Here is a 17,946-nt window from a genome sequence, read left to right as displayed (position 1 = left end):
GGCAAGGATGATCAATGCCATATGGCTAGGAATGATTGTGATCGGTTTTGGATTCGCGGCCGTCAATGGCCGGATGGATGAATTTACGGCTGCTGTATTTGACGGCGCGAAGAACGGGGTCACTGTAAGCTTTGGCCTGATCAGCGTGCTCGTCTTCTGGCTGGGTATTATGCGGATTGCCGAGGATGCCGGCCTGCTGCGCCGAATTGCCCGTCTGCTGGGTCCTTTGGTAGGTTTTCTGTTCCCTGATGTGCCGAAAGGGCATCCGGCGATCGGCTATATACTTTCCAATATGAGTGCCAATCTGCTGGGCCTTGGTAATGCGGCTACCCCGATGGGCATCAAGGCGATGCAGGAGCTGCAGACGCTGAATCCGGACAAGTACACAGCAACCCCGGCAATGTGCACGCTGCTGGCGCTGAATACGGCAAGCATCACCTTGATCCCGACCACATTGATTGCGATCCGGCTCAACTACGGCTCGACCGATCCGGCAGCCATTGTCGGGACAACCCTGGCGGCTACCGCTGTGGCTACCGTGGCGGCGATTGCCGCCGACAGGGTATGCAGGCGGCTGACCCTGCTGCGCAAGCCGCCGAAGCCGCCGGTTATCCGCGGCGGCCCGGCCGCTGCAGGGAACGCGCCGCTTCCCCCAACCTCAGTGAAAGGGTGAATCTCATTTGTACCAGCTAATCAGCCTCCTGTCGGCCTGGGCGATCCCGCTCATGATAACCTTTATCCCGCTTTATGCCTTTGCACGCAAGGTGCCGGTCTATGAATCTTTTGTGGAAGGCGCCAAGGATGGCTTTGGTACAGCGGTTGCGATCATCCCTCATCTTGTAGGCATGCTGGTGGCCATCAGCGTGTTTCGCGCTTCCGGCGCACTGGACTTCCTGATGGGCTTTATCGCTCCAGCCCTGCAGGGCTTCGGGGTTCCGGCAGAGGTGCTGCCCCTCGGTCTCTTGCGTCCGCTTACCGGCACCGGGTCGCTGGCCTACACCACCGATCTGATCCGCGTCCACGGTCCCGATTCGCTGATCGGGATGATTGCTTCCACCATTCAGGGCAGCACGGATACCACACTGTATGTCCTGACGGTGTATTTCGGGGCTATTGGTATTCGCAATGGGCGTTATGCGCTTAAGGTTGGCCTGTTCTCCGATATTGTAGGTTTTATCGCAGCGATCGTCGTTTGTCTGCTAGTATTCGGCTAGCGTCTGACCTGTTCTCCCGGCTGTCACCCCGCCCCTTCCTGCCACATATGCTATTGCAGACATATGTAGGTAGGAGGTTATACTGCTATGCCATACGAAGGATTTATTGTGCATCATTCCCGCTGCCCGTCGATTAACGGCAAGGGGTTCGATTTCTGGGTGGGAACAACAGGGCTGGTATATGCCGCACCGCTGCTGACGGACGCGCAGCGGATTCATATTTGTCTGGAGGGAGATTTTGACAGCCGAGGCGAAACTTCTGTGCAGAGCAGCAGCGAAGAGCAGTTGTTTGCTGCAGGGAAATTGATTCTGGAGCTGGCCGAGCGCTATCAAATTGCTCCTTTAAATATCGAATCTCACAATAATTACTGTCCAGGAGCATTTTTTCCTTGGAATGAACTTGTGGTTTATCCCTCTGATGGTTATCATTAATCTGAGGTGACTAGTCGAATATGGAAAGATTACAGAAAATTCTGGCGCAGGCAGGTGTCGCGTCCAGACGCAAGTGTGAAGAAATGATTTTGGCCGGCAAAGTGGAAGTTAACGGGGAGCTGGTAACTACGCTGGGTACGAAGGTGGACCCCGGGCAAGATATTATTAAAGTCTCCGGGAGATTGATCCGGGGCGAGAACAAAATCTATATCATGTTCAACAAACCTAAAGGTGTGATTACCAGTGCCTCCGATGATAAAGGCCGCAAGGTGGTAACTGATTACCTGAAGGGAATCAATGAACGTGTGTACCCTGTAGGACGGCTGGATTATGATACGGAAGGGCTGCTGCTGCTGACCAATGACGGGGAGTTCGCCAACCTGCTCACACATCCGAAGCATCATGTACCGAAGACCTATCATGCCACTGTCAAAGGGGTGCCCCACGGCACCGCGCTGGACAAGCTGAAGAGCGGAATCAAGCTGGAGGACGGAATGACGGCTCCGGCGGAAGTGGAATACAAGGATATTGATGAAGCGAATAAGGAAGCGGTCATCAGCATCACGATTCACGAAGGCCGTAACCGCCAGGTGCGGCGGATGTTTGAGGCGATTTCCCACCCGGTTATCCGCTTGAAGCGGATCTCCTTCGGGGACATTATGCTGCAGAACCTGAAACGCGGCTCCTACCGCCATCTGACCAAGGATGAGATCAATCATCTGCAGCAGATGGCCAAGGCCGGTTTGCTTAGAGAAAGAACACCACGCAAAGACACATAATGTTCACAAAATAAATCCCGAAAACTGTGGCGAAATTCGTTATAATGTTCATAGGATGTTCACACCTTATAACAATAGTATGAATTGCGTCACAGAAGGGGGCTTTACGTGTGGGCAAAGCGAGAAAGCCGATTCAAATCGTAATTCTGTTTCTGATTGTACTGGTGGGGGGCTATGCCATTGGCTCCTCCGTGTTTGGCGGCGGGGGCGTACCCGAGGAGGGCAGCAATGCGCCCTCCTTTGAACTGCTTGGATTGGACGGTAAGACCCATACGCTGGAGGAATACGAAGGCAAGGCGGTTGTGCTCAATTTCTGGGGCTCCTGGTGTGCGCCCTGCGTGAAGGAAATGCCGGCGCTTCAGACTCAGTGGGAGAAATGGAAGGATCAAGACGTAGTGATAGTGGGAGTGAATGTAGGCGAGGACCAGATGACCGTGGAGAATTTCGTCAAGCAAGTGGCGATTGATTTCCCCATCGTCATGGACCCCGGACGTGATGCTGTGCGCAGCTACGGCATTTCCCCGCTGCCCACTACGTTTTTTATTAATGCGAAGGGAAAAGTCGACAGCATCCATATCGGCCAGCTCGATTTGAATTCGCTGGACAGTGAAATCGGGAAGCTGGTGAGCCGATGACCAGCAGCGGACCTTGGCTGGCAGAAGCCAAATGTGAATGCGGGCATATCAATCCGGTGGGAACCGTGCTCTGCGAAGCCTGCGGCAAGCCTCTGCACGAGGAGAAACCGTCCGCAGAGAATCTGGAGATGCGATATGACGGGGTTGCCAGGCGCTCACAGCGCGTGAATCCGGGGATCATTGACCGGGTGTGGAATTTCTTCTCATCGGTCAGAATTGCGATTTATCTAATCGTGCTTACGCTGCTGGGTGCGATGCTGGGGACGATTTTTCCGCAAGAAAGCACTTTTCTGAATATCAATGCCGCCACCTATTATAAGGAAGAGTATGGAACCGCAGGCGCGATTTATTACAAGCTTGGCCTGACGCATACCTACGAATCCTGGTGGTTTGTGACACTGCTGGTGATGATTGGCGCTTCACTTGTCATCTGCAGTCTGGACCGTGTGCTGCCGCTGTACAAGGCGCTGACCCGCCAGAAGGTGCGCAAGCACCGCCAGTTCCTTATCCGGCAAAAAGCTGTACTGGTGACTCCCGTGGAAGCAGAACCGGAAGCTTGGGTGAATTCGCTGGTCGAGCCGCTGCGCAGCAGAGGCTACCGAGTCAAGACCGACGCTGGCGCGCTGCTCGCGGAGAAGCACCGTTTCAGCCGCTGGGGTCCCTATGTGATACATATTGGCCTGATTATCTTTCTGCTCGCTGTGCTGGCGAGAGGGCTGCCGGGCCTGAGCATGGACCAGCATCTTGCTTTTCCGCAAGGCGAGGTAACGCCCATACCCGGCACCACCTTCTATCTGCAGAATGAGAAGTTTACCGTAGAATTCTATAAGGATGAAGAGATGCCGGAGGAATTCCGCGGCACCAAGGTTCTTCCGAAGCTGTACGAGACACAGGCCGTGCTCTATGAATGTACAGCAGATTGCACCGATCCGGCGAAGGAGCCGAAGCTGAAGCAGGTTGCCGCCCATGACATTCAGGTCAACTCGCCTTTGAATTACCAAGGTTTGAAAGCGTATCAGTTTGACTATGACCTGACGCCCGTGCTGCGCTCGGTCCAGCCGCAGCTGAAGAATACCGCCAGCGGCAAGAGCTATGGCAAGTTTAAACTGGATATGAAGAACCCGCAGCGGGAATTCCAGTCCGGGCCTTACAGTCTCAGTCTGAAGGAGAAATACATGGATTTCGGCCTGAATGAGCAGGGGCAGCCGATCTCCTTATCGCCTTATCCGAACGCGCCGGCATTTCTGTTTCTGCTGAAAGGCCCGCAGCTTCCAGCGGAGGGGCAGCAATATTTCTATTTTCCGAAGCAAAATGACAAATCACGCTTTCAGCAGGGCAGCATCAACGACAAGCTTGGCGGGGAAGACCGCTTCCTGGAGCTTGAGGTCGAAGGGATGGAAGATGTTGATTTCTCCGAATCCACAACCTATCTGAATGTGCGGATAGACCGTGCGATGCCTTATGTCTGGGTGGGGGCGGGTATAGTGATGCTGGGGCTGGTGTTGGGCTTCTACTGGCAGCATCGCCGCATCTGGCTGATTGTGGAGAATGGAGAGCTGGTGCTTGGGGGACATACGAACAAGAACTGGTTCGGCTTCCGCCGTGAGATCGTTTCTATTTTGCACAGAATAGAGCTGTCAGTCGATGAACAATCATTGGACAACGGAGGTGGCCTGTCATGACCCTGCTTGATTTCAGCAGTGATGTTTTTATTGGCGCTTTTTTATTCTACAGTGTGGCTTTTATGCTGTTCACGATTGCGGTGATGGGCCGCAAATGGTCCGGCCGCAAGCCGGAGCAGCACACTGCCCGCTGGGGCACCATCGCATTTGTTGCTTCCTCAGTAGCTCTGCTGGGCCATCTGCTGTATTTCATCACCCGCTGGATCGGCTCGGGCCATATTCCGGTCAGCAATATGTATGAGTTCATGACTTTTTTATCGATGATGGTTATAGTAGCCTTTACAGTCATTTATGCGATCTACCGCACTACGGTGCTGGGCGTGTTCGCGATTCCGATTGCGCTGATCCTGATGGCTTATGCAGCCGTATTTCCCCAGGAGGTTCAGCCGCTGATTCCTCCGCTGAAATCGATCTATCTTAATATTCATGTGACGCTGGCGGCGCTGGGTGAATCGTTTTTTGCGGTTGGATTTGCTTCGGGGCTGATGTATCTGCTGCGTACGGTGAATTTTGCAAGCCGGGAGCGCAGTGACCGCAAACAGCAGCGGCTGGTCGAATTCACCCTGTTTTCCATCCTGGTTATCATTGCGTTTCTGGGCACCGTGTTCGCTTTTCGGGGGGCAGGATACGAAACCATTTTCGTAAGGACAAACGTAACGATTGACAGCCCTGGGCAGGAAAATAGTACAATAGAGAAAGTGAGTTATAAAATGCCGCCTATTGTGGCACCTTATCAGGGCGAAATTGAGAGTTTCCAGCCATTTCTTGGCCTTCGCCAGCCTCTCTTTGAAGCACCGTCCTGGATGAACGGGGTGAATGCGGGGCGGAAATTCAACACTGTGCTCTGGTCCCTGCTCTCAGGGCTTGTTCTTTATATCTTCATCCGTCTTCTTGTCCGCAAACCTCTCGGCAGAGCGCTTCATCCCGTAATGGATGGCATTGATGAGCGGGATCTCGATGAGATTACGTACAGGGCCATAGCTATAGGGTTCCCGATCTTTACTCTGGGAGCGTTGATCTTTGCAATGATCTGGGCTGAGGTGGCCTGGGGCCGATTCTGGGGATGGGACCCCAAGGAAGTCTGGGCGCTGGTTACCTGGCTGTTCTACAGCGCGTATCTCCATCTGCGGCTGGCCCGCGGGTGGCAGGGGCGCAAATCTGCGTGGCTTGCCGTACTTGGCTTTCTAGTTGTAATGTTTACCCTGGTGGGTGTCAATCTGGTCATCGCCGGGCTTCATTCATATGCGGGGACGGACTGAGCACAAGTTTACCTGCTGAAGCAGCACAATGAATTTAGGTAGTATCGTTCTAGTGTATTTGATGAAGGGGTTGTTGTGAAATGGCAGAGCATTATAATAGAATTCTGGTGGTGGATGACGAGGAACGCATCCGCCGTCTGCTGAAAATGTATCTGGAGAAGGAAGGCTATGAGATCGATGAAGCGGAGGATGGCGAAATTGCGCTGCGCAAAGCGACAGCCAATGACTATGGCCTGATTCTGCTGGATGTGATGCTGCCGGGCATCGACGGTATTGAAGTGCTGACAAGGCTGCGTGGAGTCAAGTCAACACCGGTGCTGATGCTTACGGCAAAAGGCGAGGAGATCAACCGGGTGCAGGGTTTTGAAATGGGAGCCGATGATTATGTGGTGAAGCCCTTCAGCCCGCGCGAGGTCATCTACCGGGTGAAGGCGATTATGCGCCGTTCTTCCGCTACGGCGTTTTTATCCAAAGAGAGCAACTCGAGCAACAATATTGTATTTCCGCATCTCATTATTGAACACGATGCCCACCGCGTAACCGCAGGCGGACAGGAAGTGAGCCTGACGCCCAAGGAATATGAGCTGCTGCATTATTTGGCGATTTCCCCGGACAAGGTATTCTCGCGTGAGGAATTGCTGAAGGATGTATGGAACTATGAATTTTTCGGAGATCTGCGCACCGTGGACACTCATGTGAAGCGGCTGCGCGAGAAGCTGAACAAGGTATCTCCGGAGTCGGCAGCGATGATCACAACGGTATGGGGCGTCGGCTATAAACTAGAGGTGCCCAAATAAGTGAACTTCTGGAGAAGCCTTGTAGGCAAGCTGTGGGCGACGATCATCTGTCTGGTTGCTGTCGTGCTGGTTACACTGGGGCTGTTTCTGTTGCCTTATATTGACAGTAATTTTGCTAATTCCGGGGCTATCAAACGATTATTCACCTATACCTGTATGATTGGTTTTGCTTTAACGACTATATTCGCCTTATTTCTATTCACCAAAATCACCCAGCCGCTGCAGAGTGTCATTGCAGCGGCGAACAATATCCGGCGCGGTGAATACGGCACCCGGCTGAAGCTGGTGACCAGCGATGAGATCGGCCAGCTGGCAACCACCTTCAATCACATGGCCGAGGAGCTGGAAGAGAATATCCGCAGCCTGAATCATGAGAAGGGGCATCTGTCCAGTGTGCTGCGCAGCATGAGTGATGCGGTCGTAACCTTCGATACGGATGGGCGGATTATTCTCACCAACCCGCACGGGCAGACACTGCTGGAAACCTGGAGTGGCCTAGACTGGGGGCAGGAGAGTCAGTCGGAGCTTAATCTGGCTTCCGCTGCGTCTGTCCTCAAAGAAGTGCCGCCGCCGCTGCAGCCGTTGTTCATCAGTACGCTGAAGCAAGGCGGTGATCAGCGCGCCAATGTGCATGTACGGCAGGGTGTATGGTCTGTGCACATGGCTCCGCTCCATTCCGACAATACGATCCGCGGTGCGGTAGCTGTGCTGCGGGACGTAACAGAAGAGGTGCGGCTGGAGAAGATGCGCCGCGACTTCGTGGCGAATGTCTCCCATGAGATCCGCACGCCGCTCTCGATGATGCAAGGTTACAGCGAGGCGCTGCTGGACGGAATGGCCTCTTCGCCGGAAGAGAGCAGCGAGCTGATCCAGGTGATCCATGACGAATCCCTGCGGATGGGCCGGCTGGTGAAGGACCTGCTGGACCTGGCCCGTATGGAGGCTGGCCACACGGATATCATGAAGGCCGAGGTGGACATGAACGAGCTGTTGGAGCGGGTCTACCGCAAATTTGCCGTTCGGGCGAAGGATCGGGAGATTCAGCTGGAATTCAGTCCTCCGGAGCAGCCGCTCCTGTTGAAGGCAGCAGATGAAGACAAGCTGGAGCAGGTGCTGACGAATCTGCTCGACAATGCATTCCGCCACACACCGGGCGGAAATCATATCCGCATCGCCGCTGAGAGCAGGCTTCTCGAAGGTAAACGATATGCCGAGATTGAGATCCGTGATCAGGGTGTGGGCATTCCACCGGAGGATCTGACTTATATCTTTGACCGCTTCTACAAAGCGGACAAAGCGCGGGTGCGCGGCGAATCGGGCGGCACGGGACTTGGGCTGGCGATCGTCAAGAACATCGTCGAGTCACATCACGGCAATATCTCCGCCGCCAGCAAGCTGGGCGAAGGCACCACCTTCACCCTTCGACTGCCTGTCGAAAAATAGATAATACAAACAAAGCATGACAGCGCCTCTGACAGCAGAGGTGCTTTTTGTTGAAACGAACACATTAATCTTGTTCAACGTGGAACAAAGGCAATCAATCGGCTCATGGAGTCAGACTTATGCGGGATATGGTTAAGTTTTGCACGAAGAAAACTCAGAAAGTTTATGCTGACAAAACTAAGATAATGCTTACGAAGTAAGTTTTGCCGAAGAAAATTCAAGGAGTCAATGCTGACAAAACTTTTAGGAGGACAAGAGATGATTTTGTCATTGGACCAAGGGACAACCAGCTCCAGAGCCATCTTATTCGACGCGCAAGCGAATATGCTCTCGCAGGGGCAATACGAGATTACACAGTCCTTCCCCCGGCCCGGCTGGGTGGAGCATGATCCGCTGCAGATCTGGGAGACACAGCTTGCAGCTGCCAGGGATGCGATTGCTCGCAGCGGGCTGGGCGCAGAGGAGATCTCCGCGATTGGAATTACCAATCAGCGCGAAACGGCACTGGTCTGGGATAAAGCAACCGGCGAACCGATATACCCGGCCATTGTATGGCAGGACAGACGTACGGCGGAGCATTGTGAGCAGCTGAAGCTGCGCGGACTGGAGCAGGAAATTGCCGCCAAGACCGGACTGGTGGTCGATGCCTATTTTGCCGCCACCAAAATCTGCTGGATTCTCGATCACGTGGAGAACGCCCGGGTACGCGCGGAACAGGGGGAACTGCTTGCCGGAACGGTGGACAGCTGGCTGATCTGGAAGCTTACAGGCGGAGAGGTACACGCCACAGACGTTACCAATGCTTCGCGCACCATGTTATATAATCTGCACGAACGGCAGTGGGATGAGCAATTGCTGAAGGAACTGCGGATTCCGCGCGTGATTCTTCCTGAGGTGCGAATGTCCGGCGGTGAGTTCGGGATCGCGGCCGCAAAGTGGTTTGGTGCAGATATCCCGATCCGGGCGGTGCTCGGAGACCAGCAGGCGGCTCTGTTCGGGCATACCTGCCTCGAAGCAGGCAGCGCCAAGAATACATATGGCACAGGCTGTTTCATCCTGATGAATACCGGCACCGAAGCCGTCGCCTCGAAGCATGGGCTGTTGACTACCGTAGCTTGGGGAATGGGCGATGAGCTGTATTATGCGCTGGAGGGCAGTGTGTTTGTGGCGGGAGCGGCGGTGCAGTGGCTGCAGGAGGGCCTTGGCTTGATCACCGAACCGGCAGGCTCGGAGCACAAAGCACGTGAGGTGGAGGATAGCGAGGGTGTCGTAGTTGTCCCGGCCTTCACCGGTCTGGGCGCTCCCTACTGGGATATGTATGCGCGCGGGGCTGTGTTCGGCCTGACCCGGGGCACAACAGCGGCGCATCTGGTCCGTGCAACGCTGGAATCACTGGCCTTTCAGTCGAGAGACGTAATCGGTGCGATGGAAAAAGACGCCGGCATGCCGCTCACCGGCCTGCGGGTCGACGGAGGTGCCGTGCGCAACGATCTGCTCATGCAGTTCCAGTCTGATATTCTCGGCAGTGAAGTGACGCGGACCACGTATGCGGAGACGACTGCGCTGGGTGCGGCGCTGCTGGCGGGGCTAACCTCCGGGTTATGGACCCGTGAGCAGCTGGAGAGCTTCAACAGCGCGGAGAAGGTCTTCTCCCCGGTGATGGAGGCGGAGGAACGGGAGCGGCGCTACAACGCCTGGAAGGACGCGGTATCGCGTACGATGGGCTGGGAGAAGCATGAGGGTTACCGGTAAACGGACTTTTATATAGTTTATAAAGCAAGAGGCAAGTCTCCTGAGGGACTTGCCTCTTTATCGTTACTACTTAAGCCACAGCGAGAATTTAGAATGTTAGACCAGAATGTTCAACGCAATTAGATGCGAATGTGGTTACTACTTAGGTCCAGCGACGAATTAGCGGCAACTTTTCCCCATGTGCAAAAGCAACTGAACCTTAGCCGTGGGATTAACAGTAGTTTTTCCCCATAGCCACCCACCCTACGCGTTACTCCTTAGAAAGCTAAAACCTCTATCAGAAGGCAAGGGGCCTTACGTAGTAACCTATACCTCATCAAATAAGCCTCTCTTCCGCTATAGGAAGAGAGGCTTATTCTCACATTTCGTTACTGCTTAGGAATCAGCCAGGATTTAGAGTGTTGCCCTGGAACCTTCGGTGGAATTAGATGCGAAACTGCAACTAATTTCAGCCGAAACGCCCATATCAGGATAATAAGTGCATATCTGCAACTAAATTCGAGTAAAGCAAGCTTAGTACGCTCAAAATCCGAAATTAGGTGCGTTTTCGCACTTATTTCCTCCAAAACAGAAAAAAATGGCTAAATAGATGCAGTCTCGCAACTAATTCTGTGGACTGGACACATATGAGACTATATAAGATGAACTTAAGAATGAAACGGTGGAGTTGTCAGAATGCCTGGTGCATAGGGGGCTACCCGAACAATTCGAATATAACATTCTTACGTTCACGTTCTATATCATGGAACTGAATCTGAAGTGTTCTTATCCTACGGAGGCCTAAGCAGTAACCTTTTATCGACCTAATGTATGGGGGTTATCCTAGTCGCTGAAGTGATCTCCAGTGTGTCCAAGCCGGCTTTTCGGCCCAGCCGGGCCAGCTGCATTTTTAGTATGGGGTTATTCTCCAGGATAAGATTTACATTGGAGAACTTATCTCTTTTAAACATCACAAAGCAGGTCTCAAGCAGCGGCACCGTTTCCGGCGCAGTCACATGCAACTGGCGGCAATCGATCTCCAGACGGTAATCTTCGGAGTTGATCGGATTCACTCTTTGCTGGTAAGCCAGTATGGAATTAAGGCCGTCCTCCTGAGAGAAGCTGCCTTCCAGTTCAACCTTAACAATCTTATGGACACAATCCGTGTCCAGACTAAATGTTCCCATGTGTGCACACTCCCGGATGTGAAATAATACAGGCTCCTTCGGAGACTGGACTCAGAAAGAGCAAGCAGAGTAATCTTCAATATAGTAAGCGGTTGTCGTTTTGTCAATTATTTCTGCAGAATAAACTCGTAAAATGACGAATAAAGTAGAATTATATCTTTTTAAGGCTTATTTTGACAAATAAAAAGGGCTGCCGCCTAAGCCAGAAGCTTAAGCGGCAGCCTTGTCTGTAATGCCGATCTACCCTTTAGAATTTGAAGACATGAATCGTTTTCTGCAGATTGAACACGGCTTGGGTCATCTTCTCCGTCTCATCGGCTACGGATTGCAGGGCATGGATCTGCTCATTCATGGCAGCCGATACCTCCTCGGTACCAGCCGCAGTCTGCTCGGTAATCGCCGAGATATTCTCGATGGCGCTGGAGATCTTCAGCGCACTCTCCAGCATAACATCACTCTCCGCAGAGAAGGAAGCAATCTGCTCGCTTATGTACTGTACACTCTGCACAATTTGGGCGAAGATATGGGCCGTTTCGGTAATCATTTCATTCTGAACCTGTACGACCTCTTCGTTAATTGCGATATGGTCAATGGCCTGCTTGATATCCGTTTCAATGCTGCGCACCAGTCCGAATACTTCCTTGGTGGAAGCGGTCGACTCTTCGGCTAGCTTGCGGACCTCCTGGGCTACGACGGCGAAACCGCGTCCATGCTCTCCGGCCCGTGCGGCCTCAATCGAAGCATTCAATGACAGCAGGTTGGTCTGCTCGGCAATTTCAGTGATTGTCTTGGTGATCATTGTAATCCCGCGTGCATTCTGGGAGAGAGCCTCAATCGTATCTGCGACCTTCTGGGTAGCCTGGATGTTCTTGCGCATCCCCTCGGCTTGGGTATCCATAGACTGGCGGCCTTTTTCGACAAGTTCCAGCGTATGTACCGAGCGTTTGTTCATTTCTTTGGTGGAGCTTGTATAATTGGAAACCTTGGTTTCAATATCCTTGATCGATTCCGTCATATCGGCGATATCTGTGGAGATTTCATTGGCTCCAAGCGCCAGCTCATTGGAAGAAGAGGCCACCTGCGCCATAACCACCTTCAGACTATGATTCTTGTCCTCGATGCCCTGGCTGGCATCCATAACCTGGCGGGTGATCTGTGAAGCCTCGGTCAGGATTTTCTTCAGCTTGTCAATCATCATATTGAAGGAGCGACTGATGTCGCCCATTGAACCGGACTCGTCGGCTCTGCTGGTGAAATCTCCTTTGGAGATGCTGTGCGTCACGTTGGAGATGTCATCAAAGGAAGATGTAAGCGTTCTCTCAATAAAGCGCGAAAGAGGGTAAGTTAACACGGCCAACAGTGCAACCAGAATGATACCAATGACAATTTTGCCCATAAGAATAAACGTAATCAGAACAGGTATAGCAAATAACGCGGCGACCAGGTAACATCCGGCAACAATCCTTTGTTTCAGCGGAAGGTTGTTCATCCAGCTCATAGGAAAATATCCCCCTCATTAGTTATATGTGTATTGTAATATTATAGGGGATTCATGGGTCTTTGGTCTATTGTAAGAACTGACATAAATCCTGTTTTGGCGAGGAAAGGCACTTAATTAGAACATTGTATGTCTAAATATCCACAGATCGACTCTTGCAAGATAACAAGAATCTGTTCACGCAGCTCTGCTGGAGCACACACCCGGATATTCGCGCCAAAAGAAAGCAGAATCCGGCAAGCCGACTCGGGGGTGTTGAATTCGGTCTCAACCTTCAGCCAGCCAGGCTGAGAGGAAGGCTCACTGGCGAATACCGAAACATAACGTTCCCGCTGCAGCTCCTTCAGTACCGTTTCTTTCACCAGCAGGCTGGCGGGATAACGGGGTAAGGCTTGTTTGAAGGCGAGTGTAGATTGGGCCCAATAGGCCATAAGATCGAAGTCTTCCGGTCGGATGAAGGGTTGGCCTGTCAGCTCAGCATGGCTGATTCTGGAGACACGGAAGGTCCGCAGCTCGCCTTCATATTCGGCCACGACGTACCAGACCCCGCGTTTCGACACCAGTCCGAGCGGGTTGACGAGTCGTTCCCGGGTCTCGCCGCTGCGTGTATAGTCCATTTGTACTGTGCGGTTCTCCCCTAGCGCCTGCTGCAGGATGGAAAGGTATGGATAGGCCTCATCCGATGGATGCCAGCCGTCCGTATCAATATAGATCCGCTGGGTCATATCACTTCCCTGGCCGTCAGGCTGCTTCGGAGCGGCTGCCTCCAGCTTGCGGATTGCGGAGGTATAATCCTCTGCAATACCCAGGTCGCTTAAGACAGCGGAATTGGAGGCCAGCAGCAGCGATGCGGCCTCGCGAGGCTTCATGCCGGTCAGGGAGGTGCGGTAGCCTTCAGTGAGCTTCCAGCCCCCTTCGCGGCCCCGCTCCGCCAGCACAGGGATTCCGGCTGCGCTTAAGGCCTCCATATCGCGGAAGATGGTCCGTTCCGAGACCTCCAACGTTTGGGCCAGCTCCCGCGAAGTCATTTTGCCGCGGTTCTGCAGCTGGAGCAGGATGGACAACAGACGGTCGGCTCTCATGTTTCCAAGCCCTCCTTCATAAGAATTGATTTATTTAAGCCTATCTTATTAATATGTCAATGGATGACATATATAAAGGATAAACTTTAGGAGCAGGTAGTTCAACTGCGTTCTTAGTATGATAATCAGTGAGGAGTGGAGTGACGATGGAGATGCAGTCCAAGCCCTTGCAGGGCAGAGTAGCGCTTGTCACAGGCGGCAGCAGAGGAGCGGGCCGGGGAATTGCCCTGGAGCTGGCCCAGGCGGGGGCTTATGTCTACATTACAGGCAGAAGCAGTACGGCAAGCATGGATGAACCATCAGCAGGCCCGGGTACTCTGGAAGAGGTGCTGGAGGAAATTGAACGGTATGGAGGAGCGGGAGCGTCGATTCGTTGTGATCACACCCGTGACAAGGAGACGGAAGCGGCGCTTGCCCGGATCGATGCAGAGCAAGGCAGGCTCGATATTCTGGTTAATAATGTATGGGGAGGCAACGCGCTGCCGATTGAGAACAAGCCGTTCTGGGAGCAGCCTGTCAGGCATTGGGACAACATGTTTGACTCCGGAGTCCGGGCGCAAGTGATGACCAATTATTATGCGATTCCGCTCATGCGGCGTACTGAAGGCGGGGGGCTGATTATCCATACGACCTTCTGGGACCGTGATAGATATGTAGGCAATTTCTACTATGATCTTGCCAAAAACGCGCTGGTGCGCATGGCGTACGGCCTGTCCCGTGAGCTGAGAGCCGATGGAATTGCCGTCATTCCGCTTTCGCCTGGCTGGATGCGCACAGAGCTGGTGCTGGACAGCATGCAGAGTGATGAGCGTCACTGGCAGGAGGTAGAGGCGCTGAAGGACAGTGAATCGACTGCTTATATCGGACGGGCCGTAGCCGCACTTGCCGCTGATCCTGGTGTTATTGACAAAAGCGGCTTGCCTCAGCAGGTTGGCAAGCTGGCAGCGGAATATGGCTTCACAGATACCGATGGCCGCCTGGTGCCTGTGTTTGAGCTGCCTGAGTAGCAGCTGCCTTCGGTGTAACTGCCAGTATAGAGAACAGGCCCTCCCCAAGAAGTGAAATGGGGAGGGCCTGTTCTATTTGAAAATATAAGAATTTATATGTCTTCTTGAGCAACCTTACAGCAGAATGATCTCTTCCGCAGTGTTGATCTGCGGCAAGCCGGCCAGCTTGACCAGTACGGCCTGTGGCACAGCCTTGTCAACCGTCAGCAGCATGATTGCCGCACCGCCGACAATTTTGCGTCCTACCTGCATCGATGCGATGTTGACATCGTTCTCTCCAAGCAGCGTACCCACCAGTCCGATGATACCCGGCTTATCATTGTGTGATACCACGATCTGATGGCCTTCCGGTGCGATATCGACCGGGAACTTGTTGACCTGTACAATACGCTCGCCGTAGCCCTGCAGCAGGGTTCCGGCAACCAGACGCTCTTCATCCAGATCAGCCTTCAGAGTAACGGTAATCAGGTTGGTGAAGCCTTTGGTTTTGGAGGCTTTGGTCACAACTACGTTGACGTCACGGGTTTTGGCCAAGTGCATCGAGTTGACGATATTGACATCATCTGCAAAATAGCGCGAAAGCACGCCCTTAACGATATAGCGGGTAAGCGGCTGAGTGTCCACGTCAGACAGGTCACCTGCGTATTCTACATGAATCTCACGGATCGCTCCGTCTGTAAGCTGGGTGGCGAAGCTGCCCAGCTTCTGGCCCAGATTGAAGTAAGGCTGCAGCTTGTTCATTACGCTTGGGGCTACCGGCGGAATGTTGACCGCGTTGATGAATGGTTCGTTGCGCAGAATATGCAGCACCTGCTCAGATACGTCGATCGCTACATTCTCCTGCGCTTCCACGGTCGATGCGCCCAGATGCGGGGTCACGATGATTTTGGGATGGGACAGGAACGGGTGGTCGGCCGCTGGCGGTTCCTTCTCGAATACGTCAAAGGCAGCTCCGGCCACGATGCCGCTGTCAATGGCTTCCACAAGGGCCATTTCGTCAATTACGCCGCCACGGGCACAGTTGATGATGCGCATGCCTTTTTTCATCACTTCGAATTGCGGGCGGGAGATCATATGGCGTGTTTCCGGAGTAAGCGGTGTATGCACAGTGATGAAATCCGCACCACGGACGATATCGTCAACTGAGGCCAGCTTCACCTCCAGCTTCTCAGCGCGGTCAACGGTCAGGAAGGGGTCGTAGGCGAGAATATCCATCCCAAAAGCCTTAGCCCGCTTCGCAACTTCGCTGCCGATCCGTCCCATGCCAAGCACGCCCAGGGTCTTGCCGCGCAGCTCGACGCCGAGGAAGGACTTCTTATCCCATACACCACCAATGGTCTTGGCATAAGCCTGCGGTATATGGCGTGCCAGAGCCATCATCATGGCAAAAGCATGCTCACAGGTTGTAATGGTGTTACCGTCCGGAGCGTTAATGACAACAACGCCGCGCTGGGTTGCCGCCTCCAGCTTGATATTGTCGACGCCAACACCTGCGCGTCCGATAACCTTCAGGTTTTTGCCGGCTGCAATAATCTTCTCGGTAACCGTGGTCTGGCTGCGTACGAGCAGGCCGTCATATTCGCCGATGATTGCAATAAGCTCGTCTTCGCTGAGACCTGTTTTTTTGTCAACAGTCACATCGCTTGCGTCCATCAATTTCTGAATGCCCAAATCGCTGATTGGATCCGATACTAATACTTTAAACATGGTTTCTTGTCCCCCTTAAAGTTAGAAAGCATAATATATCGAGGATGCCCCGAAGGGGCGGTCCACAGTACCGAATGTACACAACAACAGACTCGAATAACGGGGCAACGCGGTGTCGTATAAAAGAATCGGGCTGCAGGAATACTGCAAACCGGCCGGCAGGCGGGTCCTGAGACAGGCAGTGACGCCATTTCCGGACACAAAAAAACTTCCGACCCCATACTACTGCCGTAGTAAGGGACGAAAGTTGTCGTGGTACCACCCTAATTCGCTGCTACTTCAATAACAGCCTCATTGGCCTGCAAAGGCCACACTGGTAACGGAGTGATCCGATTGTACCTACTCATGAGTTCGATACAATATCTCGGGAGCGCTAAAGAAGGCTGAAAGGCCACCGGTTTGCACCAACCACCGGCTCTCTGAAGGCTTGCAGGTTCTTTGTTCCTTCATCGGTTTTGCTTGATTAATTTTTCATAATGTAACATGCGATGCTAGAGTGTGTCAATAGCCTTTTGGAATGGTTCGCCTTGAAGTGGCCGGTAATTTTGGTTATGATGCAATAACTGATTCTACTCATAGAAGAACGGCAGCTGGGGCATCGTTTCCTTGCCATAATATTGCTCACGCCATTTAATGAAATCCTGCTCCTGAACCGCTCCTGTGGAAGTAATCAGGGTCACGGAGGCCTGGACGTTCGTCAGCTTCAGGGAGCTGGCCGTGCCGGAATAGATCATATCGTCAATCTTGGCGGTCACATCCTGAGGGTCATACCCTTCATAGATGCCACGGTTCAGCATCATGTCGGCAATGGTCGCATTCTTGAGCAGCAGAGGCATCTTCTTCCACTGGACAAAAGACAGCGTAGTGGTGACCGAGGCTTCAGCCGGAATATTCTTGCCCGCCTTGGCGCCCCATTTCAGCATGGAATCATAATAATCCTTCTGGGCCAGCAAGCCGAACTTGACGGCACCGGCGGTAAATGGATCGTTCTTAAGCAGCTTGGCCGTTTCTGCACCTGCAGCACCCGCTGATACCTTTGCCGTGGCCTGGGAAAACAGGGTCAGGCTCTTCAGAATATTAATCTGGGATTGATGCAGCAGCGGTGAATTGGTGAAGATGGAGTCTTGATTGACCTTGGCATGCTGTTTGTCAGCCAGGATGCCGAGGTTCTTAAGGGTTGCTCCATTCTCGCGGGCGTCTGTGCTGCGGGAGAGCTTGTCTACCTCCAGGTTCCAGTTGCGCTTGAATTCCCGGTAAGGCAAAAATACGTTATGATAGAACGTAACAAGATCCTGCTGCTGATAGGAACCCGAGAATTCCACGGGCCCGCCTGTGGTGTCCAGCAATTCATATTTGGCTTCAGTTTTATCCGCACCCACTTTGACCCCCGTAAAAAAAGCGGCAAATGCGGAAATCAGAAAGAAAATAAAACCAAGCGAGTATAACATTTGAGTGCGGGAGGTACGGCTGTTCATAATAAGTGCTCCTTTGTC

16 protein-coding genes and 1 other annotated feature are annotated in these 17,946 nt (G+C 53.0%); of the genes, 11 read left to right on the top strand and 5 right to left on the bottom strand.

Features of this window, described 5'->3' with window-relative positions; all coding sequences use genetic code 11:
- The first annotated feature begins 7 nt into the window (after positions 1-7).
- The 10 genes from B9T62_RS20310 to glpK all read left to right on the top strand — a co-directional run bounded on the left by B9T62_RS20310 (position 8) and on the right by glpK (position 9,993).
- Positions 8-673: a nucleoside recognition domain-containing protein gene (locus B9T62_RS20310; protein ID WP_087916961.1), complete on the top strand. Its 666-nt coding sequence runs from the start codon at positions 8-10 to the stop codon at positions 671-673.
- 52 nt (positions 674-725) lie between these two features.
- Positions 726-1,214: a spore maturation protein gene (locus B9T62_RS20305; protein ID WP_211296514.1), complete on the top strand. Its 489-nt coding sequence runs from the start codon at positions 726-728 to the stop codon at positions 1,212-1,214.
- Between the two features lie 87 nt (positions 1,215-1,301).
- The gene (locus B9T62_RS20300) at positions 1,302-1,646 is read left to right on the top strand and encodes a peptidoglycan recognition protein family protein (RefSeq protein ID WP_087916959.1); all 345 of its coding nucleotides are present in this window, start codon (positions 1,302-1,304) and stop codon (positions 1,644-1,646) included.
- Between the two features lie 20 nt (positions 1,647-1,666).
- Positions 1,667-2,425, top strand: coding sequence for a pseudouridine synthase (locus tag B9T62_RS20295; protein ID WP_087916958.1), 759 nt, complete (start codon positions 1,667-1,669; stop codon positions 2,423-2,425).
- A 110-nt stretch (positions 2,426-2,535) separates the two neighbouring features.
- Positions 2,536-3,060, top strand: coding sequence for a redoxin domain-containing protein (locus tag B9T62_RS20290; RefSeq protein WP_087916957.1), 525 nt, complete (start codon positions 2,536-2,538; stop codon positions 3,058-3,060).
- Positions 3,057-4,742 (top strand): cytochrome c biogenesis protein ResB, encoded by a 1,686-nt coding sequence (gene resB / locus B9T62_RS20285; protein ID WP_087916956.1) that lies wholly within the window; start codon positions 3,057-3,059, stop codon positions 4,740-4,742. The genes B9T62_RS20290 and resB overlap by 4 nt, the downstream gene beginning before the upstream one ends.
- Positions 4,739-6,001 (top strand): cytochrome c biogenesis protein CcsA, encoded by a 1,263-nt coding sequence (ccsA, locus tag B9T62_RS20280; RefSeq protein ID WP_087916955.1) that lies wholly within the window; start codon positions 4,739-4,741, stop codon positions 5,999-6,001. The genes resB and ccsA overlap by 4 nt, the downstream gene beginning before the upstream one ends.
- Before the next feature lie 80 nt (positions 6,002-6,081).
- The gene (locus B9T62_RS20275; RefSeq protein ID WP_087916954.1) at positions 6,082-6,798 is read left to right on the top strand and encodes a response regulator transcription factor; all 717 of its coding nucleotides are present in this window, start codon (positions 6,082-6,084) and stop codon (positions 6,796-6,798) included.
- Positions 6,799-8,241 carry an ATP-binding protein gene (locus B9T62_RS20270; protein ID WP_087916953.1) on the top strand — a complete coding sequence of 481 codons (1,443 nt, stop codon included), beginning with the start codon at positions 6,799-6,801 and terminating at the stop codon, positions 8,239-8,241.
- Between the two features lie 258 nt (positions 8,242-8,499).
- Positions 8,500-9,993: a glycerol kinase GlpK gene (gene glpK / locus B9T62_RS20265; RefSeq protein WP_087916952.1), complete on the top strand. Its 1,494-nt coding sequence runs from the start codon at positions 8,500-8,502 to the stop codon at positions 9,991-9,993.
- 803 nt (positions 9,994-10,796) lie between these two features.
- Here the strand turns inward: glpK and B9T62_RS20260 are convergent.
- The 3 genes from B9T62_RS20260 to B9T62_RS20250 form a co-directional block, all read right to left on the bottom strand.
- Positions 10,797-11,159: a hypothetical protein gene (locus B9T62_RS20260; RefSeq protein ID WP_087916951.1), complete on the bottom strand. Its 363-nt coding sequence runs from the start codon at positions 11,157-11,159 to the stop codon at positions 10,797-10,799.
- A gap of 247 nt (positions 11,160-11,406) precedes the next feature.
- Entirely contained in the window at positions 11,407-12,657 is a 1,251-nt protein-coding gene (locus B9T62_RS20255; RefSeq protein ID WP_087916950.1) for a methyl-accepting chemotaxis protein, read from the bottom strand.
- Between the two features lie 113 nt (positions 12,658-12,770).
- Positions 12,771-13,739, bottom strand: a complete 969-nt coding sequence (locus tag B9T62_RS20250) for a helix-turn-helix transcriptional regulator (RefSeq protein WP_087916949.1) — start codon at positions 13,737-13,739, stop codon at positions 12,771-12,773.
- 146 nt (positions 13,740-13,885) lie between these two features.
- On the opposite strand from B9T62_RS20250, the gene B9T62_RS20245 reads away from it, so the two are divergent.
- Complete coding sequence (locus B9T62_RS20245) at positions 13,886-14,746, top strand: SDR family NAD(P)-dependent oxidoreductase (protein WP_245863932.1); 861 nt, start codon at positions 13,886-13,888, stop codon at positions 14,744-14,746.
- A gap of 114 nt (positions 14,747-14,860) precedes the next feature.
- On the opposite strand, the gene serA is transcribed toward B9T62_RS20245, so the two are convergent.
- Positions 14,861-16,453 (bottom strand): phosphoglycerate dehydrogenase, encoded by a 1,593-nt coding sequence (gene serA, locus B9T62_RS20240; protein WP_087916948.1) that lies wholly within the window; start codon positions 16,451-16,453, stop codon positions 14,861-14,863.
- A 233-nt stretch (positions 16,454-16,686) separates the two neighbouring features.
- Positions 16,687-16,912 (bottom strand) — a binding site (T-box leader).
- Positions 16,913-17,022: 110 nt separating this feature from the next.
- Entirely contained in the window at positions 17,023-17,928 is a 906-nt protein-coding gene (locus tag B9T62_RS20235; RefSeq protein ID WP_087916947.1) for a hypothetical protein, read from the bottom strand.
- Positions 17,929-17,946: the final 18 nt, after the last annotated feature.

It is taken from the genome of Paenibacillus donghaensis (genome assembly GCF_002192415.1).
GTDB lineage: Bacteria > Bacillota > Bacilli > Paenibacillales > Paenibacillaceae > Paenibacillus_AQ > Paenibacillus_AQ donghaensis.
This window is presented reverse-complemented; position numbering and strand designations above follow the sequence as displayed.

Bases quoted from the DNA above. Each gene is read 5' to 3' on its own strand.
- glpK (WP_087916952.1), top strand. From the start codon at position 8,500: ATGATTTTGTCATTGGACCAAGGGACAACCAGCTCCAGAGCCATCTTA.
- B9T62_RS20310 (WP_087916961.1), top strand. From the start codon at position 8: ATGATCAATGCCATATGGCTAGGAATGATTGTGATCGGTTTTGGATTC.
- serA (WP_087916948.1), bottom strand. From the start codon at position 16,453: ATGTTTAAAGTATTAGTATCGGATCCAATCAGCGATTTGGGCATTCAG.
- resB (WP_087916956.1), top strand. From the start codon at position 3,057: ATGACCAGCAGCGGACCTTGGCTGGCAGAAGCCAAATGTGAATGCGGG.
- B9T62_RS20250 (WP_087916949.1), bottom strand. From the start codon at position 13,739: ATGAGAGCCGACCGTCTGTTGTCCATCCTGCTCCAGCTGCAGAACCGC.
- B9T62_RS20295 (WP_087916958.1), top strand. From the start codon at position 1,667: ATGGAAAGATTACAGAAAATTCTGGCGCAGGCAGGTGTCGCGTCCAGA.
- B9T62_RS20275 (WP_087916954.1), top strand. From the start codon at position 6,082: ATGGCAGAGCATTATAATAGAATTCTGGTGGTGGATGACGAGGAACGC.
- ccsA (WP_087916955.1), top strand. From the start codon at position 4,739: ATGACCCTGCTTGATTTCAGCAGTGATGTTTTTATTGGCGCTTTTTTA.
- B9T62_RS20245 (WP_245863932.1), top strand. From the start codon at position 13,886: ATGGAGATGCAGTCCAAGCCCTTGCAGGGCAGAGTAGCGCTTGTCACA.
- B9T62_RS20260 (WP_087916951.1), bottom strand. From the start codon at position 11,159: ATGGGAACATTTAGTCTGGACACGGATTGTGTCCATAAGATTGTTAAG.
- B9T62_RS20235 (WP_087916947.1), bottom strand. From the start codon at position 17,928: ATGAACAGCCGTACCTCCCGCACTCAAATGTTATACTCGCTTGGTTTT.
- B9T62_RS20255 (WP_087916950.1), bottom strand. From the start codon at position 12,657: ATGAGCTGGATGAACAACCTTCCGCTGAAACAAAGGATTGTTGCCGGA.
- B9T62_RS20300 (WP_087916959.1), top strand. From the start codon at position 1,302: ATGCCATACGAAGGATTTATTGTGCATCATTCCCGCTGCCCGTCGATT.
- B9T62_RS20305 (WP_211296514.1), top strand. From the start codon at position 726: ATGATAACCTTTATCCCGCTTTATGCCTTTGCACGCAAGGTGCCGGTC.